The following is a 20,618-nucleotide window of genomic DNA, read 5'->3' as shown; positions in this document are numbered from 1 at the left end:
TAGGCCCCGTCGAGAGAACTCAACGGAACGCTCCAATCAGGGTATCGAACAGAGTGCGGGCAACTTGAATCACCTGGGCCGAGGCACCGTAGTACTGCTGGAACTGGATCAGGTTGGCCGCCTCTTCGTCGAGGCTCACCCCGGACAACGAATCGCGGCTGTCCTGGGCCTGCTTCAGCACCGTGGCGCTGGCCTCGCTGCTGGCACGCACCTGGGCGGTCAGGGTGCCGACCCGCTCGACCAGGCCACCATAGGCCTCGTTGTAGGTGGAACCGGTGTTGTCGGTGCCGCCGACGGTCGGCTTGGTCTGCAGGGCCAGCAGGTTGAGAGCGTTGCGGTTGTCGGAAATGCCCTTGTCGTTGAAGCCCAGCTTGAAGCTGTCGGAGTTCTGCGGTACGCCGCTGAGCTCGAATTCGTAGCTGTATTTCTGCCCGCTCGGGTCGGTGAACGCCATGCGCACGGTATTGGTATTGCCGCTGGTCAGCGTCGGGCTGCCGGTCAGGGCGTTACCGTCCTTGTCGACGTAGCTCCAGCCGGCCGGCAACGGCGAGGACAGGGTATAGGTCTTGCCGTCGGCGCTGAGCGTCGCGCCCAGGCTGATCCCGTTGGGCCCGAACGCGCCCTGTAGCACCGCCGGGTCCACCGGCGACGGACCGCTGGTGAGGGTCGGCGCGCCGATCTTGCCGGTGCCGCGGTTTTCGGTGGTCGATTCGGTACGCGCGGTACCGGCGAACGCCAGTTGCGAGGCATTCTTCAGCGTCGCCTCGATATCCGCCGCGCCACGCCGGGTCGGCTGCAGGGTGAAGCGGTCGCCGGCAGCCGGGAGCTGGTCGAGGGTCAGGTTGAAGCCCTGGTCGACGCCGTTGGCATCCTTGAACGAGAGGGTGTAGGGACCGGTACCGCTGACCGTGACCTGCATGCTTGCGTCGTCGCCCAGGCGCCGCGCGGTGAAATTGGTGCCGTCGAAGTCCAGGCGGAAATCGCTGGAATTCAGCTTGCTGGTATCGGTGATGTTCAGGTTGGCGTGGACATTGCCGGTGTTGCCGTTCTTCGCCAGGACCCGCAGCGCGGTGATGTCCGGATCGTTGATGTCGCCGAACAGGTTGGCGCCGGCCTTGCCGGCCAGGTCGAGGCCCTGCCCCAGCTGCTTGTTGATGGTATCGGCGAGGGTGATCGCCAACTGCCCGAGCTTGTTGTAGCTGCTGTCCAGGGCGCTGTTGCGGTAGGCCAGCAAGCCACCCATCTCGCCGCCGGACACCAGGCCGGTGACGTTCTGTATGGAGTTGCCGTTGCTCAGTTGCACCTGGTAGCGGGTCGGGTCATCCAGCCCGGGCACCACGCTCAGGGTCGACACGGTATTGCCCACCACCAGCGGCTGGCCGCTACCGATGAACAGGCTGACGCTGTTGTCGTCCTGGGTGACCGCGGTCACCCCGATCATCTCGGACAGCTTGCGCACGGCTTCGTCGCGCGCATCCATCAGGTCGTTGGGCACCGCGCCCGCCGACTTGGCCTTGGCGATGGCATCATTGTAGCTGGCCACGCTCTGTGACAGATGGTTGACCTGCGAAGCCAGCGCGCCCAGTTGCTGGTTGATCAGGCTGTTCTGCTTGTCCAACTGGTCATAGAGGGTATTGAAGGTCTTGCCCAGCCCCTCGGCCTGGGCAAGCACTGCCTCGCGCGCTTCGGTCGAGGAGGGATTGTTGGCGGCGGCCTGCAGTGCGGCGAAGAAGCGCTGCATGGCCGGGCTGACGCCGGTGGTGGTGTTGGACAACAGGCCGTCGAGCTGCTCGATCTGGCTACGGAATGCGCTCAACTCGCTGTTCTGGCTGGTGGCGTTGCGCAACTGGCCGGTGAGGAAGTCACTGGCCAGGCGGCGCACGTCGACGATCTGGCTGCCCGAGCCCATGTAGCCGGCACCGCTGAACTGCGGGACCTGGGTCTGCTGGATGGCATCCTGACGGCTGTAGCCCGGCGTCTTGACGTTGGTGATGTTGTGCCCGGTGATGGTCAGCCAGGTCTGGCTGGTGCCGAGGCCGGACAGGCCTATCGAGAGTAGGTCGGACATGGGTCAGTTCCTCCTTGCTCAACCCAGAGGCGGCGTGCCGGCGGCGGCGACGGCCTGGTAGGTCTGCATCTGTCTGGCGATCTGCGCCACCTTGCGGGCGTACTGCGGATCGGTGGCGTAGCCGGCGCGCTGCAGTTCCTGCATGAAGCGCTCGGGGTTGGCGGCGCTGTCCAGGGCGTTCTGGTAGCGGTCGTTGCCCTGGAGGAAGCTGACGTAGTCGTGGAAGCTCTGCTCGAACGACGAGTAGGAGCGGAACGCCGCGACCTCCTTGACCGCCTTGCCGCCTTCGTATTCGGTGGTGAGGGCGCGCGCCGAGGCACCATCCCAGCGGCTGCCGGTCTTGATGCCGAACAGGTTGTGGCTGCTGCCGCCATCCTGCTGGCGGATGATCGATTTGCCCCAGCCGGTCTCCAGCGCGGCCTGGGCCACCAGGTAGCGGGCATCGACGCCGATCCGCTCGGCGGCCTTCTGGGCCATCGGCAGCATGGTGGCGATGAATTCGTCGGCCGAGGCGAACATCGACTTGCCCCTGGCCAGCGGCGGCTGGGCGATGCGCCGGCTGCCCTGGCTGTCGACGCCATCGGTGGAGAAACCGCGGCGGCTCGCCGCCGGGTAGCTCTGCGCCGGCAGGTAGCTGTCCTGGCCCAGGCTCTGCATCTGGCTGGCGGCCGGCGAGGCGGAGGGAACGATGCCGGCAAGCATGCGCTCGGCCAGCTTGCCCGGCAGCGCCAGGCGCCGCTGGTTGAGCAGCTTCGAGTCGTCGCGGCCGGCTTCCGGCATCGGCAGGGCCTTGCCGGCCTGCGCGCTGGGGTTGCTCGGCCAGCGACCGGCGCCGTTCTCGGCGACCCGGGCGAACGGGTTCTCGCCGTTGCCCCTGGAGCCTTGCTTCATCTTCGACAACTGGCGCACCAACACGTCGGCCAGGCCGATGCCGCCGGCATTCTTCGACAGGCTCACCGACAGTTGCTGGTCGTACATGTCCTGGTACTGCTTGGTGGTCTGGCTGTTCATGAAATTGCCGTCGCCCAGCGCTTCGTTGGCCGAACGCATGGACTTGAGCATCTCGTTGAGGAACAGCGATTCGAATTCCTGGGCGACCTTGCGGATGTTCGCTTCGCCGTCGCGGTCCTTGCCGACCTTGAGCTGGTTGAGGCGGTTGAGATCGGTATAGGAGCCGCTGTCGGGGCCTGCGCCGATACCGCTGAGCAAACGGGAATCCATGGCGTCGTCCTCAGATCACGATCAGGTCGGCCTGCAACGCGCCGGCCTGCTTCAGGGCTTCGAGGATCGCCATCAGGTCGCTCGGCGCGGCGCCGACCTGGTTCACCGCGCGAACGATGTCGTCCAGGGTGGTGCCGGGACCGAACTTGAACATCGGCTTGGTCTCCTCCTCGGCGTTCACCCGCGAGCGTGGCACCACCGCGGTCTGGCCGTTGGAGAAGGCACCGGGCTGGCTGACGATCGGGTCTTCGGTGATGCTCACGGTCAGGCTGCCGTGGGTGACGGCGGCCGGCGATACCTTGACGTTCTGGCCGATGACGATGGTGCCGGTGCGCGAATTGATGATGACCTTGGCCACCGCCTCGCCCGGCTGCACGTCGAGGTTCTCCAGGATCGACAGGTAGTCGACCCGCTGGTTCGGGTCGAGCGGCGCGCTGACCCGCACCGAGCCGCCGTCCACCGCATGGGCGACGCCCGGACCGAGCAGTTCGTTGATGCGGTCGACGATGCGCTTGGCAGTGGTGAAGTCCGGGCGGTTGAGGTTCAGCGTCAGGCTGTTGCCCTGGTCGAAGCCGCTCGGCACCGCGCGTTCGACGGTGGCGCCGGCCGGGATACGTCCGGCGGACGGTACGTTGACGGTGATCTTCGAGCCGTCGCGGCCTTCGGCGTCGAAGCCGCCGACCACCAGGTTGCCCTGGGCGACCGCGTAGACCTGGCCGTCGATACCTTTCAGCGGAGTCATCAGCAGGCTGCCGCCGCGCAGGCTCTTGGCGTTGCCGATGGACGACACGGTGACGTCGATCGGCTGGCCCGGCTTGGCGAACGGCGGCAGGTCGGCATGCACCGATACCGCGGCGACGTTCTTCAACTGCACGTTGCCGACGTTGGCCGGCACCTTGATGCCGAACTGCGCCAGCATGTTGTTGAAGGTCTGCAGGGTGAACGGCGTCTGCGTGGTCTGGTCGCCACTGCCGCTCAGGCCGACCACCAGGCCATAGCCGATCAACTGGTTGGTCCGCACGCCCTGGATGCTGGCGATATCCTTCAACCGCTCGGCCTGGGCCGCGCCGGCGGCCAGGAGCAGCGCGGCGAGGGCCAGCAGGTGCTTGAACTTGGTCATCGCGAGCGTCCTCAGAACGGCCACAGCGGGCTGAGGAAGAAGCGGTCCAGCCAGCCCGGCTGACTGGCATCGGCGAAGGCGCCGGTGCCGGAATAGGTGATCCGGGCGTCGGCCACGCGGGTCGAGGACACGGTGTTGTCGGTGGCGATATCGTCGGCACGGACCAGGCCGGCGATGCGCACCAGCTCGTTGCCGGTGTTCAGGGTCATCCACTTCTCGCCGCGCACGGAGAGGATGCCGTTGGGCAGCACCTCGGCCACGGTCACGGTGATCGAGCCGGTCAGGCTGTTGCTCTGCCCCGCCTGGCTGTCGCCCTTGGCGTCGCGCGAGCCGCCGTATTCGGCGCTGAGGCTGAGGTCGCCGCCGCCGATCGGGTTGTTGGTGGTCATGCCGCTGCCGAACAGCGAGGTCAGCCCCATCTTGGTCTTGCTGTCCTTCTGGATATCGGAGTTGGCTTTCTTGCTCGCCTGGGTCTTCTCGTTGAGGGTGATGGTAATGATGTCGCCCACGCGGAAGGCCTTGCGGTCGTCGTAGAGGTTCTGCTCGAAACCGGCCTGGTAGATCGCGCCGTTGTTCTGCGCGGCGGGCAGCGGGGTGCGCGGCAGCACCGGCGCGTAGTACGGATCGTTCGGCTTCGGCGGTGGATTGACGCAACCGCCCAGGGCGGTGGCGATGCCAAGCAGGGAGACGATCATCAGCCGGTTCATATCAAGCTACCTCGCGGCGTACAGCCAGGGCCCGGTCAGGGCCCGTCAAAGATTCTGGGTGACGAAGGACAACATCTGGTCGGCGGTGGAGATGACCTTGGAGTTCATCTCGTAGGCGCGCTGGGTGGTGATCATGTTCACCAGTTCCTCGACCACGTTGACGTTGGAGTTTTCCAGGGTGTTCTGGGCAACCGTGCCGAGGCCGTTGAGACCCGGCGTGCCGACCTGCGGCGCGCCGCTGGAGCCGGTTTCCAGGAACAGGTTGTTGCCGATGGCCTGCAGGCCGGCCGGGTTGATGAAGTCGGCGGTCTGGATGTTGCCGATCACCTGCGGCTGGGCGTTGCCGGTGGTGGTCACCGAGACGGTGCCGTCCTGGCCGACGGTGAAGGTCTGGGTCTCGTTGGGCACCACGATCGCTGGCTCCAGGGCGAAGCCGTTGGAGGTGACGATCTGCCCGTCGGAGTTCAGGTGGAAGCTGCCGTCGCGGGTGTAGGACACGGTGCCGTCCGGCAGCAGGACCTGGAAGAAGCCGCGCCCGTTGACCGCCATGTCCAGCGGCTGCTCGGTGGTCTGCAGGCTGCCCGGGGTGAAGATCTTCTGGGTGCCGACGACGCGCACACCGGTACCCAGTTGCAGGCCCGAAGGCAGCTCGCTGTCCTGGGTCGACTGGCCGCCCGGCTGGCGCCGGATCTGGTACAGCAGGTCCTGGAACTCCGCGCGGTCGCGCTTGAAGCCGGTGGTGGATACGTTGGCCAGGTTGTTGGAAATGGTGGTCAGGTTCATGTCCTGGGCGGACAGACCGGTCTTGCTGACCCACAGTGCCGATAACATCGTCGTGCTCCTCGGGTGCCGGTTTTATGGCACCACGCTCAAGTGATTAGCTGATTTGCAAAACCCGCGCCATGGCCGCCGAATCGTCCTCGGCGGTGCGCATCATCTTCACGTGCAGCTCGAATTGGCGGGACAGCGAGAGGATCGCGGTCATCTCTTCCACCGCGTTCACGTTGCTGCTTTCCAGGAAACCGGAGACCACCTTCACGTTGGCGTCGGCCAGCGGCGCCTGCTCGCCCGGCTGCGGCTTGTAGTGCAGCAGGCCGTCGGTACCCTTCTCCATCTGCTTCAGGTTCGGGTTGACCAGCTTGATCCGGTCCACCACGGCGACCACGTTGGGGTTCTCGCCAAGGGCGCGGATGCTGATGGTGCCGTCCTGGCCGATCTCCACCTTTTCCTCCGGCGGCACGGCGATCGGTCCGCCGTTGCCGAGCACCGGCAAACCGTCGCCGGTGCGCAGCATGCCGAGGGCGTCGATGTGCATGCCGGCGGTACGCACGTAGGCCTCGCTGCCATCCGGCGCCTGGACCGCGACGAAGCCGTCGCCGTCGATGGCGATGTCCAGCTCGTTGCCGGTTTCCTGGAGGCTGCCATGGCTGAAATCGGTACCGGGCCGCTCGCTCATGGCGAATACCCGCGCCGGGAAGCTGTCGCCGAACACCTGCATCGAACGCGCCTGCTCGAAGTCGCGACGAAAGCCGCTGGTCGAGATGTTCGCCAGGTTGTTGGCATGAGCACGCATCGCCAGGGTGTTCTGGCTGGCCCCGCTCATGGAGACGTACAGCATCTTGTCCATCGAATCCTCCAGGCACCGGCACAATCCGCCGGGCTTTCTTGCAGGTTATCCAGCAAGCGCCGTGCCAGAATTCGAAAAAACAATTAATACATTGATTTAAAAGGATTTTATAAAACAGAAAGCCTCCTTTCGGAGGCTTCGGGGGCAACCCCTGGCCAGGGGTTGCCGCTGGCGGCAAGGGCCTTGCCGGTGCCCGGACGGCACCGGCACGCCGTCATCAGCGCAGGTTGATGATGGTCTGGGTCACCGCATCCTCGGTCTGGATGGTCTTGGCATTGGCCTGGTAGTTGCGCTGGTGGACGATGAGGTTCACCAGTTCGTTGGAGATGTCCACGTTGGACGCTTCCAGCGCGCCGGATTGCAACGCCCCCAGGGTGCCCGAGCGCGGCGCGCCGACCGCCGGCTCGCCGGACTCCGCGGACTGCACCCAGGAGGTCTTGCCGATCGGCGTCAGGCCCTGGATGTTGGCGAAGTTGGCCAGCACCACCTGGCCCTGCACCTTGGACTGGCCGTTGGTGTAGCGGGCGAAGATCACCCCGGTGTCGTCGATTTCCAGGCCTGCCAGCTGACCGGTGGTGTAGCCGTCCTGGATCGGGTTGCTCTGGGCGAACGCGGTGGAGTACTGGGTGGTCTTGCGCATGTCGAAGGAGATGCCGCTGGCGGCGCCGGTCGCGCCGTTCCAGGCGTAGGTCGGCGGGGTCTTGCCGTCCGAGGCCGCCGGAATCCAGCCGGTGCCGGGAGTCGGCGGATTGCCGGTGGCCGGGCTGAACTGGATCACGTTGGTGGTCGCGTCGATGCTGAAGCCCGGCCCGCTGGTGCTGCCGTCCGGAGCCCGTACCGAGGTCATCTGGCCGCTGGCGTCGAAGGTGACGTTGAAGCTCATCGGCGTCTTGTTCGACGGGTCGAGCGGATTGACCCCGTCGATCAGCACTTTCATGGTCCAGCTGTTCTCCGGAATCGGCGGGGTCGCATTCGGGTCCGGCTCGTTCTTGATGAAGAACTGGCTCATGGTGTGGGAGTTGCCCTGGCTGTCATAGATGCCCAGCGAAGAGGACGAGTTGTAGGTAGCGGCGTCGGACGGATCGAACGGCGTCACGGTCGGCGGCTTCAGCGTCGAGTTGAGGTTGTACGACTGCTGGATGCTCGAGGTGGCCTGCGGCGCCTGATTGGCGCGCTCGACCTTGAGGTCGGTGACCACGCCGTTCTGCAACTGGCCGTTCGGCCCGACGGCATAGCCCTGCAGGCGGTAGCCGTTGTTGTCGACGATGAAATCCTGCTTGTCGGTATTGAAGTAGCCGGCGCGGGTGTAGCTGATCGCCCCGTTGTTGCTGGTGACGAAGAAGCCGTTGCCGTTGATGGCCAGGTCCAGCACGCTGTTGGTCGAGTCGATGTTGCCCTGCTTGAACATCTGCGAGACGTCCGAGAGCAGCACGCCGCTGCCCTGCGGGTTGCTGCCCGAACCCAGCACCGAGGCGGCGTAGACGTCGGCGAACTCCGCGCGGGATTGCTTGAAGCCTACGGTGCCGGCGTTGGCGATGTTGTTGCCGGTGACGTTCAGGCCGCTGGAGGCCGCCTGGATGCCGCTCAGGCCGATGTTGAAACTCATGGATAGCTCCTTGCCGGAAACGCCGGCTTACTGGCCGATGATCTGTACTTTGGACAGCGCGATGCTGCCCAGGCCTGCGAGGTTGAGCATCAGCTCGCCGCCGTTCTGCCCCAGGGTGACGCTGTCGACGTTGGCCGGCAGGTAGGTCTGGAGCCCGTAGGTCTTGCCGTCGATCGAGGTCTGCGCCTCGAACTTATAGGTGCCCGGCGGCATGATGTTGCCGCTGCTGTCCTTGCCGTCCCACATGAAGCTGACGCTGCCGGCAGCCTGCTGGCCGAGGTTGATGCGATTGACCACGGTGCCCTTGTCGTCGTAGACGTTGACCCATACGTTGCTGCTGGAGACCGGCAGGTTGAGGGAAGCCTTGAAGGTGTCCTTGGTGTCCACCACCGACTTGTCGGTCGCCACGATGACCTTCCGCCCCACCAGCGACGAGGCTTGCAGGGCCTGCGACGACTGGTAGTTGGAGAGAATGCTTTCCATGCTCTTGTTCAGCGACTGCACGCCTTCCACGGTGCTGAACTGGGCCAGTTGGGCGATGAACTCGCCGTTCTGCTGCGGCGACATCGGGTCCTGGTTCTTCAACTGGGCCACCAGCAGCTTGAGGAATTCGTCCTTGCCCAGGTTGCTGCTGCCCTTGACGCTCTGCCCGGTCTCGGTGGCGCCGCTGCCGGCGGCGCGCTTGCTGCCGTTGACGTTGCCGGTGTTGCTGCTGGTGCCGCTGACGTTATCGATGCTCATGCTCTACTCCGCTCACTGACCCAGGGTCAGGACCTTCTGCATCATCTGTTTGGCGGTATTCATCATTTCCGCGTTGGTCTGGAAGGCACGGCTGGCGGAAATCATGTCGGCCATTTCCTCGACCACGTTCACATTGGGGTAATACACGTAGCCGTTGGCATCCGCGGCCGGATGGTTCGGCTCGTAGCGCGGCATCAGCGAACTCTGGTCCTCGACGATGCCCAGCACCTGCACGCCGGCGCCGGAGCTGTCCTGGTCGGCGAACAGCGAGCCGCTGTCGCCCTGGGCCTGCTGGAACATGGTGGAGAACACCGGATGGCGGGCGCGGTAGGTCTTGTCGACGCTGGAGGAAACCGTCTCGGCGTTGGCGATGTTGCTGGCCACGGTGTTCAGGCGGGTGCTCTGGGCGCTCATGCCGCTACCGGCAATGTTGAAGACACTGGCGAGGGACATGGCGGTTACTCTCCACGCAGGGCGCTGACCAGCCCTTTGAATTTGCTGTTGAGGAAGGTGAAGGACGCCTGGAAGTGCATGGCGTTCTCGGCGTAGTTGGCCTGCTCGATCTGGGCGTCGACAGTGTTCTGGTCGATCGACGGCTGGACCGGGATGCGGTACTGCAGGCTGCCCTCGCCCATGCCGAAACCTTCGGCGGCGATATGCCGCTCGTTGGTGGTGCGGGTGGCGAAGGTACCCTTGGCGGCCTTGTCCTTCTGCTCGGCGAGAACCGCGGCGAAGTCCAGGTCGCGAGCCTTGTAGTTCGGGGTATCGGCGTTGGCCAGATTGTTGGCCAGCACTTCGGCGCGCTGGGCGCGGAAGCTGAGGGCCTGCTGGTGGATACCGAGTGCTCTGTCGAAACTGATGCTCATGGCTGCGAACCTGTTTGCCGGTGTGGCTTTCGTCGCCAACACTTCAGCAAGGCCCGTGCCAGATTATTAAAATCCTTTATATTCAATAACTTGAGTTTATTTCAGGACAACCCGGAAGCGGCAAGCGGCAAGCCGTTTCCGCTTGCCGGCAAGGGTGGCAAGCCCCTGGAACGGCTTCTCCGGCAAACGAAAAAAGGCCCGATATCGTCGATATCGGGCCTTTCCCATGCTTCCGGCCGCTGGGGACTCGGCTCACTCGTGGCGAATGATCCGCTCGAGATCCACCGGTTCGCCGGGATGGGCATGCAGCTTGGCGCGAATGTCCTCGAACATCGCATCGTATTCCTTGTGCACCCGGGTGATCGCGCCGAACTTCGGGTGCAGGCCGTGCTTCTGGGCGACCCGCGTGGCATCGCTGGCGAAGTTGAAGGCGGTATCGCGCGGCAGCTCGAAGGAGTCGCTGAACGACTTGCCATCGATCTCGCCGTCCATGTCGAAGTGCACATAGGCGCCGGATTCGGCGTTCTGCCGCACCTCGTAGCGGATATGGATGTTGATGTCCTGCTGGTCGAGGCCGGGCAGGCTGACCAGATGGAGGTGGCCTGGTTCGAACATGACGAATCTCCTGGTGGGAATCGGAATCAGTCTAGCCAGGGTCGAGCGAAAGAAAACCGCCCTGGATCAGTGCAACGTCGCTTTTTCCGCGCGTTCCTGAATGACCACCCAGGGCGCCACCACCACCGCCCAGAGGGTCGGGTCGCGTTCGAGGAAGTCCTTGGCCGCGTCCTCCCCGACCTTGCTCAGGCCGCCGCCGGAAAGCCAGGCGGCGACCTTCTCGCGGTCGTCCCCGGCCAGGGCCTCAGCGACTTCCACCAGGTCCAGCGCGGCATCGACCTGGAGCAAGGCGCCACGGGCGAAGAACGGTTGCAGCTCGGCCCAGGAAATGACCGCGGTCTCGCCGAGCAGCTTGGCATAGAGGGTGCTAGTTTGTTCTGTCATGGGATCTACCTGGATTGCATGGGCGCCATGATAACGCCCGCCGGTAGCCCACGACAGCCGAAGGGAAACCGGGCCCAGGGAGGTGAGGCAGGTCCGCGCCGTTTTTCTATACGTTTATGTCAACCAGGCGACACGACTCACGGGAGCTCGCCGTGCCGTGCTTTTCAAGCGACGAAGCGCCGCTCTACACTGTACCGGTACAGTTCCCGGGGTCCGTCCATGACGATCACCCGGTCTCCTCCGGCCCCCGCGGCCGCGAGACTACAACAATGACAACACACAAGAAGAGTGGAGCACTATGAAGAAGGGTACTCAGCGTCTATCCCGCCTGTTCGCCGCGATGGCCATTGCCGGGTTCGCCAGCTACTCCATGGCCGCCGACACCATCAAGATCGCCCTGGCTGGCCCGGTCACCGGTCCGGTAGCCCAGTACGGCGACATGCAGCGCGCCGGTGCGCTGATGGCAATCGAACAGATCAACAAGGCAGGCGGCGTGAACGGCGCGCAACTCGAAGGCGTGATCTACGACGACGCCTGCGATCCCAAGCAGGCCGTGGCGGTCGCCAACAAGGTGGTCAACGACGGCGTCAAGTTCGTGGTCGGCCATGTCTGCTCCAGCTCCACCCAACCCGCCACCGACATCTACGAAGACGAAGGCGTGCTGATGATCACCCCGTCGGCCACCGCCCCGGAAATCACCTCGCGCGGCTACAAGCTGATCTTCCGCACCATCGGCCTGGACAACATGCAGGGCCCGGTGGCCGGCAAGTTCATCGCCGAACGCTACAAGGACAAGACCATCGCAGTACTGCACGACAAGCAGCAGTACGGCGAAGGCATCGCCACCGAGGTGAAGAAGACCGTGGAAGACGCCGGCATCAAGGTTGCCGTCTTCGAAGGCCTGAACGCCGGCGACAAGGACTTCAACGCGCTGATCAGCAAGCTGAAGAAAGCCGGCGTGCAGTTCGTCTACTTCGGCGGCTACCACCCGGAAATGGGCCTGCTGCTGCGCCAGGCCAAGCAGGCCGGGCTGGACGCGCGCTTCATGGGCCCGGAAGGGGTCGGCAACAGCGAAATCACCGCGATCGCCGGCGACGCCTCGGAAGGCATGCTGGCGACCCTACCGCGCGCTTTCGAACAGGATCCGAAGAACAAGGCCCTGATCGACGCCTTCAAGGCGAAGAACCAGGATCCGAGTGGCATCTTCGTCCTGCCCGCCTACTCCGCGGTCACCGTGATCGCCAAGGGCATCGAGAAAGCCGGCGAGGCCGATCCGGAGAAGGTCGCCGCGGCCCTGCGCGCCAACACCTTCGAGACTCCCACCGGGAACCTCGGGTTCGACGAGAAGGGCGACCTGAAGAACTTCGACTTCACCGTCTACGAGTGGCACAAGGACGCCACCCGGACCGAGGTCAAGTAAGCATCGTTGCAGTACGGAGCCCACGTCACCCACCGTGGGCTTTGTTTTAGTACCCGCATGATTCCGCGAGCGGCGGCCCGGCAAGGGCAGGCGAAGACCGGCAGCGTTCACTCCTGGTGGACGGAAGCGCGGCTTTCCCCTGCCTCCCGCCGGCCCGCCGCGCGCCGGATCGTGACGGGTCTCAGCAGCGTTCCGGCCCCACACCCGCGAGCCGAACGTCTACCTGCCGTACAACGGCGGGCGTTTAGCGAGAGAGTCCCATGCCCGAGATTTATCATTACCTACAACAATTGGTTAACGGCCTGACCGTCGGCAGCACCTATGCGCTGATCGCGATCGGCTACACCATGGTCTACGGCATCATCGGCATGATCAACTTCGCCCACGGCGAGGTGTACATGATCGGCTCGTACATCGCCTTCATCGCCATCACCCTGCTGGCGATGATGGGGCTGGACAGCGTTCCGCTGATGATGCTCGCCGCGTTCGCCGCCAGCATCATCGTCACCAGTGCCTTCGGCTACAGCATCGAGCGGGTCGCCTACCGCCCGTTGCGCGGCGGCAACCGCCTGATCCCGCTGATCTCCGCGATCGGCATGTCGATCTTCCTGCAGAACGCCGTGATGCTCTCGCAGGACTCCAAGGAAAAGGCCATCCCGACCCTGCTGCCCGGCAACTTCGTGTTCGGCGAAAGCAGCATGAACGGCGTGGTGATCTCCTATATGCAGATCCTGATCTTCGTCGTCACCTTCCTGGTGATGTTCGGCCTCACCCTGTTCATCTCCCGCTCCCGCCTGGGCCGCGCCTGCCGCGCCTGCGCCGAGGACCTGAAGATGACCAACCTGCTGGGTATCAACAGCAACAACATCATCGCCCTCACCTTCGTCATCGGCGCTGCCCTGGCCGCCGTCGCCGCGGTGCTGCTGGGCATGCAGTACGGCGTGATCAACCCCGGAATCGGCTTCCTCGCCGGGATCAAGGCGTTCACCGCCGCGGTGCTCGGCGGCATCGGCAGCATCCCCGGGGCCATGCTCGGCGGCCTGCTGCTGGGCGTCGCCGAAGCCTTCGGCGCCGACGTGTTCGGCGACCAGTACAAGGACGTGGTGGCCTTCGGCCTGCTGATCCTGGTGCTGCTGTTCCGACCTACCGGCATCCTCGGTCGTCCGGAGGTGGAAAAAGTATGAGCCAGTCCCTCAAGCGCGCGCTGTTCAGCGCCCTCCTCGTGATCCTGGTGTCCTATCCGATCCTCGGCCTGAAGCTGCGCACCGTCGGCATCAAGCTCGAGGTCCTCGGCGCCGATGCGCAGACCCTCTGGACCATCGCCGCGGCCGCCCTGGCCATGTTCGTCTGGCAGCTGTTCCGCGACCGCATCCCGCTCAAGCTGGGTCGCGGCGTCGGCTACAAGGTCAACGGCAGCGGCCTGAAGAACTTCCTCAGCCTGCCGTCGACCCAGCGCTGGGCGGTACTCGCCCTGGTCGTGGTGGCTTTCGTCTGGCCGTTCTTCGCCTCGCGCGGGGCGGTGGACATCGCCACCCTGATCCTGATCTACGTGATGCTCGGCATCGGCCTGAACATCGTGGTCGGCCTGGCCGGCCTGCTCGACCTCGGCTACGTCGGCTTCTACGCGGTGGGTGCCTACACCTACGCGCTGCTCGCCGAGTACGCCGGGTTCGGCTTCTGGACCGCCCTGCCGATCGCCGGGATGATGGCCGCGCTGTTCGGTTTCCTCCTCGGTTTCCCGGTGCTGCGCCTGCGCGGCGACTACCTGGCGATCGTGACCCTCGGCTTCGGCGAGATCATCCGCATCCTGCTGCGCAACATGACCGAGATCACCGGCGGCCCCAACGGCATCGGCTCGATCCCCAAGCCGACCCTGTTCGGCCTGACCTTCGAACGCCGCGCGCCGGAAGGCATGCAGACCTTCCACGAGTTCTTCGGCATCGCCTACAACACCAACTACAAGGTCATCCTGCTCTACGTGGTGGCCCTGCTGCTGGTGCTGCTGGCCCTGTTCGTGATCAACCGGCTGATGCGCATGCCGATCGGTCGCGCCTGGGAAGCGCTGCGCGAGGACGAAGTGGCCTGCCGCGCTCTCGGTCTCAACCCGACCATCGTCAAGCTCTCCGCCTTCACCATCGGCGCCAGCTTCGCCGGTTTCGCCGGCAGCTTCTTCGCCGCCCGCCAGGGCCTGGTGACGCCTGAGTCCTTCACCTTCATCGAGTCGGCGATGATCCTTGCGATCGTCGTGCTCGGCGGCATGGGTTCGCAGCTCGGCGTGATCCTCGCCGCGGTGGTGATGGTGCTGCTCCAGGAAATGCGCGGGTTCAACGAATACCGCATGCTGATCTTCGGCCTGACCATGATCGTGATGATGATCTGGCGTCCCCAGGGACTGCTGCCGATGCAACGCCCGCACCTGGAGCTGAAGCCATGAGCCGACCGATTCTCGAAGTGAGCGGCCTGACCATGCGCTTCGGCGGCCTGCTGGCCGTCAACGGCGTCAACCTGAAGGTCGAGGAAAAGCAGGTGGTCTCGATGATCGGCCCGAACGGCGCCGGCAAGACCACCGTGTTCAACTGCCTGACCGGCTTCTACCAGCCCACCGGCGGCCTGATCCGCCTCGACGGCGAGGAGATCCAGGGCCTGCCCGGCCACAAGATCGCTCGCAAGGGCGTGGTGCGGACCTTCCAGAACGTCCGCCTGTTCAAGGAAATGACCGCGGTGGAGAACCTGCTGGTCGCCCAGCACCGCCACCTCAACACCAACTTCCTCGCCGGCCTGTTCAAGACCCCGGCATTCCGCCGCAGCGAGCGCGAGGCCATGGAGTACGCCGCGCACTGGCTGGAGGAAGTCAACCTTACCGAGTTCGCCAACCGCAGCGCCGGCACCCTCGCCTACGGCCAGCAGCGACGCCTGGAGATCGCCCGCTGCATGATGACCCGCCCGCGGATCCTCATGCTCGACGAGCCGGCCGCCGGCCTCAACCCGAAGGAGACCGACGACCTCAAGGCGCTGATCGCCAAGCTGCGCAGCGAGCACAACGTGACGGTATTGCTGATCGAGCACGACATGAAGCTGGTGATGAGCATTTCCGACCATATCGTGGTGATCAACCAGGGCGCCCCCCTGGCCGACGGGACGCCGGAGCAGATCCGCGACAACCCGGACGTGATCAAGGCTTATCTGGGGGAAGCGTGAGCATGCTGAGTTTCGACAAGGTTTCCACCTACTACGGCAAGATCCAGGCGCTGCACGACGTCAGCGTGGAAGTGAAGAAGGGCGAGATCGTCACCCTGATCGGCGCCAACGGCGCCGGCAAGTCGACCCTGCTGATGACGCTCTGCGGCTCGCCGCAGGCGGCCAGCGGCAGCATCCGCTACGAAGGCGAGGAACTGGTCGGCCTGCCCTCCTCCACCATCATGCGCAAGAGCATCGCGGTGGTCCCGGAAGGCCGCCGGGTCTTCTCCCGCCTGACGGTGGAAGAAAACCTGGCGATGGGCGGCTTCTTCACCGACAAGGACGACTACCAGGTGCAGATGGACAAGGTGCTGGAACTCTTCCCGCGCCTGAAGGAACGCTACGAACAGCGCGCCGGGACCATGTCCGGCGGCGAACAGCAGATGCTCGCCATCGGCCGCGCGCTGATGAGCAAGCCAAAGCTGTTGCTGCTGGACGAACCTTCGCTCGGCCTGGCGCCGATCATCATCCAGCAGATCTTCGAGATCATCGAGCAGCTGCGTCGCGAAGGCGTCACCGTGTTCCTCGTCGAGCAGAACGCCAACCAGGCGTTGAAGCTCGCCGATCGCGCCTACGTGCTGGAGAACGGCCGGATCGTCATGCACGACACCGGCGCCGCCCTGCTGACCAACCCGAAGGTGCGCGACGCCTACCTCGGCGGCTGAGCACCGTCCCGCCGGAGACTTCAGCGCCTACGAAAACGGCCCTCACGGGCCGTTTTTTTATGCCGAGGCGTACCGGCTACAGGCCGTAGCGCTCGATAGCGTCCAGGTGCGGCTGGGTGTCGACCTCCGCCGCTTCCGCCAGGCGCAGCCAGCACATGCGGTGCGGCCATTGCCCGGTGGCCTCCTGCAACGCCTGGTGCAGGTCGCGCGGCGCCTGCTGCGCGGGTGTCGCGACGGTGAAGTAGATCGCCCGCAGTTCCTCGCCGCTGCTGGCATCGGTGACCTGGTAGTCGCGGTTGCTGTGCACCCAGACCTTCCAGCCGCGCGCGTCGAGCGTTTCGCGGAAGGCGTCGAAGGCCTCGTCGCCCGGATAGACGCCGTCCACCAGCCAGCTCGGCGAGTAACCACCGCTCTCGAGGACGTGCACCACCGCATAGGTGGGAACGAAACGCTTGCGCTCCTCCTCGTCTTCCGGAGCCGGATAGATCAGGCCGGCGTCGAACACCACCCAGTCACCGACCCGCTGGCTGCGATTGCCCGGCGCGTTCTCGAGGACCCGCGCGGTCACCGGGCCGGTGCGCCGGGCGTAGTAGTCGAGCGCTTCGCCATCCTCGATGTAACGGACGATCACCCAGCCCCAGTCTTCCTCGATCGGTCCGTCGCCGGCGGCGAACTCCATGCCCATGCCGGCAGCGACCTCGCGCAGCATCGTCCAGTCGCGCGCGGCGCTGGCGGCGGTCATCTGGTCCCACTGCACCGACTGCGGCTCCTCCAGCTTGCCGGCCAGACGCTGGTAGGCCAGCGCCGCCTCGGCGAAGCGATCCTGCTCCATCAGCGCCTTACCCAGCAGGCTGTGGGCTCCCAGCGAGCCGGGAGAAATCTCCAGCACCGATTGGCAGGCGCGCTCCAGCTCCGGCCAGTCGTTGAGTTTCTCGGCCAGCTTGACTTCGCTCCACAGCGCGATCAGCGGCACGCTGTCGGCGTAGAGCCGGCCGAGGCGCTTGACCTGGTCGTACTCGCCGCGCGCCAGCAAGGCATTGAGCAGGTAGTAGGCCAGTTGCTGCTCCTCGTCGGTGTGGCGCTCGACGTACTCCCAGAGCAGGTCGATGGCCTCGTCGTCGGCGGAGCAGGCCTGTAGCGCCGAGGCGGCCACTTCGCGCAAGGCGGTGTCGTCGGGCCGCTCGGCCAGCGCCTGGAGCAGCCACTGCACTTCTTTCTCCGGGTTGCGCGGCGCGTCTTCGCTGCCCTGCGCAGCCAGCCAGTCGAGCAACTCCGCAGCCGGCACCGGCAGCTCCTGCTGCTGCGGCGCGGCATCGATCTCCTCCCTCAACCCGGCGAGCAACTGGCTGGCGCCCCGATCGCGCTGCAACTGTTGAGCATGCTGTTCGGCCAGCGCCAGGTGGCGCCTGGCGCTCCATACCGAACCGCGTTGCAACGCGAGGCGGATGGCCTGGCTGGCGACGTCGATGACCACCCGGTGTGCGCCCTTCTGCGAATAGTGTTCGAGCATCTGCTGCAAGCGCCCGCCGAGGTCCCAGGTGTTGCGCTCCGGGGTCCGTTGCAGCAGCAGGTAGACCGCGCGCAGCCAGATCGTACGGTAGCGCGGGGCAATCTCGGAGAACGGCAGCAGCGCCTCCAGGGCCTCCTCGTCGCGCCCCAGCAACGCCAGGCCGTGGGCCTTGTACAGACGCCGCGGCTGGCTGATGTTGTTCCACTCCGCGCCCTCGACCTTCTCCTCCATCTCGCCGATCAGGGCCAGCGCCTGTTCCGCGCGCCCCAGGTTCAGCAGGATCGCCACGCGCATCTCCAGGAGGCTGTCGAATACCTCCTCGCCGGCGGCGAGGATCTTCTTCTCCTGTTCGGCCAGGAAGGCCAGGGCATCTTCGCCGCGCCCGTCGTCGAGCAGCGCCTCGGCCTTCTCGTTGCTCAGACAGTGGAAGCAGGCCCAGGTCGGGTCGATCCGCGCCAGGGTCTCGTCGCACACCTCAATGCGCTCCTCCACCCAGCCCGGGCCGTCGACGTTGGCGTAGCACGACGCCAGGTCCTGGGTCACGCAGACCGACTGCGGGCAGGCCTGGGTGTCGTCGCGGTTGGCCAGTTCGAACAGGGAAACGGCGTCGGCCAGGGCGGTCTCGCCCTCCAGTTGGTTGCCGACCCGGTTACGCATCTCCCAGTGGCGGACGAAGATTTCCAGCCACGGGTTGTTCAACGTCCGGCTCAGCGCCTTGACCTCCGGCAACAGCGCCTCGGCGCGCTCCACCTCGAGGTCGCAGACGTACGCGGTGAGTTCGTCGATCAGCCGCGCACTCTGCTCCTGGCCGGCCTCACGCAGGTCGGCGCGGAGCTTCTCCACCCAGTTCCAGATATCCATATGCTTCAGTCTCCATCAGGCGTGTTGCGAATTTTCTTATTGCCCCAGCAGGCGCTTCACCGAATCGGCGAGTCCGGCCAGGGCCTGGTTCAGCGAGGTCGCGGGCTGGCCGCGTCCCTGTCCGGCGATGATCACTTTGAACGAGCGCAGCAGCAACGCCGCATGGGCCGCTTCGTCGCGTTCCTCGCCGACGGCCGCGAGCAGCGCCTGCACCGCCGGATTGTCGAGGTTGACGTAGAGCCGGCTCGGCTGGCGATTGTCGAGCTTGCGGGTGAACTGCCGGGCCAGGCGCAACGCCGCGGTGGAAATACGCTTGTCGGCCTCGTCGTCCTCCAGTCGCCGCTTGAGTTCGGCGTCGCGGTCGGGCACCACCACAAGCGGCAATTCCTCGGGGCTGAAGCGGGCGATCACCAGTTGCTCCTCGGCGCCGCCCAGGTGTTCGGCCAGCCAGCCGGTCTCGCGCTCGGGCAGTCGGTCGAGGCGGAACAACTGGCGGTTGCCCTGCTCGGTGCCCAGCTCCACCAGGCGCATCCCCTTGGCCTGCGCCCAGCGACGGAGGAAGGGTACCACCGCATAGCGATTGCCATGGGCCACCGGTACGCCCATGGCACGGAACAGCATTTCCTCGAAGCCGCTGTCGTTGTCCAGCAGCACATGCACCGCTCCGCGCGAAAGGAGTTCGGAAGCCGGGAGGTCGCCCTGGGAGGTGGGTACGCGCAGGCTGTCCATCATCAGCGCGAACAGACGCTCGTCGCACAACGCCGCTCCCAGCAGGGCCTCGTTGTGCCGCAGCAGGACCCGCCGCCAGGCCTCCGGCTGCTGCCGCGCCACCTCGCCGAGCCCGGCGATCAGCGCCTCGGCCAGCGCATGCTGGATCGCCGCGTAATGGTCGTCACGCTGCAGGTCCTCGCGGCTGGCGGTGGGCGTCAGGCGGTTCGACTCGATCACCCCGCCGACGAACCCGGCCCAGGACGGCAGCAGGTCGCGGGCGTCATCGTCGAGCAGCATGCCGCGAAGGAATACCGAGAGATTGCGGTTGTCGCTGGTGCCATAGGTGCCGCCGTCCTGGATCCACAGCAGACCCTGCACGTCGACCCGCTCGTCCGGGCGCACCGGCAGGCAGCAGATCGGTTCGAAGTCATGTTCGAAACGCGCGGCGAACTCCAGGTCGCGGCGCTGCCGTTGCAGCGGGTGCAGCGCGGCGTCGGCGGCCAGCCGCCACGGCGGCGGCTCCGGGTTGATCGGCTGGGCGTCGCCGCCGACGTGGATCGGCTCGCGCAACAGCACGCAGTAGCGTTCAAGGATCTCGCGCAGGCGCGCGGCCTGGGTCAGCGCACTGTATTCGTCCTGCAGTTCGAGGGTGATCTCGGTGCCTACCGGGCGCGCCGGCATCGGCGTCACGCTGTATTGCTCGGCGTTGCTGGAGACGTAGCAGAAGCCCAGCTCCGGCTGCTGGTAAGACGTGGTCCGCACGCTGACCCGGCGGGCCAGGACGAAAGCGGAGAGGAAGCCCAGGCCGAACATGCCGATCAGCCCGCTGTCCTCGTGGCCGGACTGGCGCAGTCCGCGGGTGTAGCCGACGCCGACGGTGGCCAGGTAGGCGTGGATTTCGTGTTCGGTGAGGCCGGCGCCGGTGTCGACGATGCGCACGGTGTTGCTGGCGCTGTCGCCGATCACCTCGATTCGCGACGGCCCTTGCCAGTCGGGCTGCTCCAGGCGGCGACGGAGGATCGAGTCGTGGGCGTTCTGCACCAGCTCGCGCAACGCCACGGTGGGCGTGGAATAGAGGTGCTTGCTGAGCACCGACATCACGCCGTTGAGGTCGACTCCAGCGCGACGGATCTGGGGAGTGTTCGATTGCGGAAAGCTGCTTTGCATGTCCCTATCCAAGCGTTCGATGAATGGCGTCCGCTCGCGCGCGAGCGGTCCGGTGCGGGATTCTGCCACGTTCCGTCACGTTCCTTGTGCAA

The 20,618-nt window shown here is 65.6% G+C and carries 19 protein-coding genes; 5 read left to right on the top strand and 14 right to left on the bottom strand.

The window, feature by feature from the left end:
* Positions 1–19: 19 nt before the first annotated feature.
* From flgK to LT948_RS02090, 12 genes are all read right to left on the bottom strand, one after another.
* Positions 20–2,068, bottom strand: a complete 2,049-nt coding sequence (flgK, locus tag LT948_RS02145) for a flagellar hook-associated protein FlgK (protein WP_016851894.1) — start codon at positions 2,066–2,068, stop codon at positions 20–22.
* An 18-nt stretch (positions 2,069–2,086) separates the two neighbouring features.
* The gene (flgJ, locus tag LT948_RS02140) at positions 2,087–3,289 is read right to left on the bottom strand and encodes a flagellar assembly peptidoglycan hydrolase FlgJ (RefSeq protein WP_003116316.1); all 1,203 of its coding nucleotides are present in this window, start codon (positions 3,287–3,289) and stop codon (positions 2,087–2,089) included.
* A gap of 10 nt (positions 3,290–3,299) precedes the next feature.
* Complete coding sequence (locus LT948_RS02135) at positions 3,300–4,409, bottom strand: flagellar basal body P-ring protein FlgI (RefSeq protein WP_003082169.1); 1,110 nt, start codon at positions 4,407–4,409, stop codon at positions 3,300–3,302.
* Positions 4,410–4,420: 11 nt separating this feature from the next.
* The gene (gene flgH / locus LT948_RS02130) at positions 4,421–5,116 is read right to left on the bottom strand and encodes a flagellar basal body L-ring protein FlgH (protein WP_003082166.1); all 696 of its coding nucleotides are present in this window, start codon (positions 5,114–5,116) and stop codon (positions 4,421–4,423) included.
* 45 nt (positions 5,117–5,161) lie between these two features.
* A complete protein-coding gene (flgG, locus tag LT948_RS02125) occupies positions 5,162–5,947 on the bottom strand; it encodes a flagellar basal-body rod protein FlgG (protein ID WP_003082164.1) in 786 nt (261 codons plus the stop codon).
* A gap of 46 nt (positions 5,948–5,993) precedes the next feature.
* Positions 5,994–6,743, bottom strand: coding sequence for a flagellar basal-body rod protein FlgF (gene flgF, locus LT948_RS02120; RefSeq protein ID WP_003082159.1), 750 nt, complete (start codon positions 6,741–6,743; stop codon positions 5,994–5,996).
* Between the two features lie 217 nt (positions 6,744–6,960).
* Positions 6,961–8,349 (bottom strand): flagellar hook protein FlgE, encoded by a 1,389-nt coding sequence (flgE, locus tag LT948_RS02115; protein ID WP_003086405.1) that lies wholly within the window; start codon positions 8,347–8,349, stop codon positions 6,961–6,963.
* A gap of 27 nt (positions 8,350–8,376) precedes the next feature.
* Positions 8,377–9,090 (bottom strand): flagellar hook assembly protein FlgD, encoded by a 714-nt coding sequence (flgD, locus tag LT948_RS02110; protein ID WP_003082153.1) that lies wholly within the window; start codon positions 9,088–9,090, stop codon positions 8,377–8,379.
* A gap of 12 nt (positions 9,091–9,102) precedes the next feature.
* Positions 9,103–9,543 carry a flagellar basal body rod protein FlgC gene (gene flgC / locus LT948_RS02105; RefSeq protein WP_003082150.1) on the bottom strand — a complete coding sequence of 147 codons (441 nt, stop codon included), beginning with the start codon at positions 9,541–9,543 and terminating at the stop codon, positions 9,103–9,105.
* Positions 9,544–9,548: 5 nt separating this feature from the next.
* Positions 9,549–9,956, bottom strand: coding sequence for a flagellar basal body rod protein FlgB (gene flgB / locus LT948_RS02100; RefSeq protein WP_003082144.1), 408 nt, complete (start codon positions 9,954–9,956; stop codon positions 9,549–9,551).
* 252 nt (positions 9,957–10,208) lie between these two features.
* On the bottom strand, positions 10,209–10,571 hold the full coding sequence (locus tag LT948_RS02095) for a DUF5064 family protein (protein ID WP_003111391.1): 363 nt from the start codon (positions 10,569–10,571) through the stop codon (positions 10,209–10,211).
* A 66-nt stretch (positions 10,572–10,637) separates the two neighbouring features.
* On the bottom strand, positions 10,638–10,955 hold the full coding sequence (locus LT948_RS02090; protein WP_003086400.1) for a DUF2288 domain-containing protein: 318 nt from the start codon (positions 10,953–10,955) through the stop codon (positions 10,638–10,640).
* Positions 10,956–11,253: 298 nt separating this feature from the next.
* Here LT948_RS02090 and LT948_RS02085 point away from each other — a divergent pair, with 298 nt between their 5' ends.
* The 5 genes from LT948_RS02085 to LT948_RS02065 all read left to right on the top strand — a co-directional run bounded on the left by LT948_RS02085 (position 11,254) and on the right by LT948_RS02065 (position 16,277).
* On the top strand, positions 11,254–12,375 hold the full coding sequence (locus LT948_RS02085) for a branched-chain amino acid ABC transporter substrate-binding protein (RefSeq protein ID WP_003086396.1): 1,122 nt from the start codon (positions 11,254–11,256) through the stop codon (positions 12,373–12,375).
* 260 nt (positions 12,376–12,635) lie between these two features.
* Complete coding sequence (livH, locus tag LT948_RS02080; RefSeq protein WP_003086391.1) at positions 12,636–13,559, top strand: high-affinity branched-chain amino acid ABC transporter permease LivH; 924 nt, start codon at positions 12,636–12,638, stop codon at positions 13,557–13,559.
* Positions 13,556–14,809 (top strand): high-affinity branched-chain amino acid ABC transporter permease LivM, encoded by a 1,254-nt coding sequence (locus LT948_RS02075; protein ID WP_003082131.1) that lies wholly within the window; start codon positions 13,556–13,558, stop codon positions 14,807–14,809. Before livH ends, LT948_RS02075 begins: the two co-directional genes overlap by 4 nt.
* The gene (livG, locus tag LT948_RS02070; RefSeq protein ID WP_003082125.1) at positions 14,806–15,573 is read left to right on the top strand and encodes a high-affinity branched-chain amino acid ABC transporter ATP-binding protein LivG; all 768 of its coding nucleotides are present in this window, start codon (positions 14,806–14,808) and stop codon (positions 15,571–15,573) included. The genes LT948_RS02075 and livG overlap by 4 nt, the downstream gene beginning before the upstream one ends.
* Positions 15,574–15,575: 2 nt before the next feature.
* Positions 15,576–16,277, top strand: a complete 702-nt coding sequence (locus LT948_RS02065; protein ID WP_003086389.1) for an ABC transporter ATP-binding protein — start codon at positions 15,576–15,578, stop codon at positions 16,275–16,277.
* A gap of 76 nt (positions 16,278–16,353) precedes the next feature.
* On the opposite strand, the gene LT948_RS02060 is transcribed toward LT948_RS02065, so the two are convergent.
* Together LT948_RS02060 and LT948_RS02055 are read right to left on the bottom strand one after the other, a co-directional pair.
* The gene (locus LT948_RS02060) at positions 16,354–18,648 is read right to left on the bottom strand and encodes a hypothetical protein (protein ID WP_023092127.1); all 2,295 of its coding nucleotides are present in this window, start codon (positions 18,646–18,648) and stop codon (positions 16,354–16,356) included.
* A gap of 36 nt (positions 18,649–18,684) precedes the next feature.
* The gene (locus tag LT948_RS02055) at positions 18,685–20,595 is read right to left on the bottom strand and encodes an ATP-binding protein (protein ID WP_004348565.1); all 1,911 of its coding nucleotides are present in this window, start codon (positions 20,593–20,595) and stop codon (positions 18,685–18,687) included.
* Positions 20,596–20,618: the final 23 nt, after the last annotated feature.

Origin of the sequence: Pseudomonas sp. CP-1, assembly GCF_021213715.1 — a bacterium.
In the GTDB taxonomy this organism is placed as follows: Bacteria; Pseudomonadota; Gammaproteobacteria; order Pseudomonadales; family Pseudomonadaceae; genus Pseudomonas; species Pseudomonas aeruginosa.
Note: the sequence above shows the minus strand (reverse complement) of the source record. Positions and strands in the feature narration are given on the sequence as shown.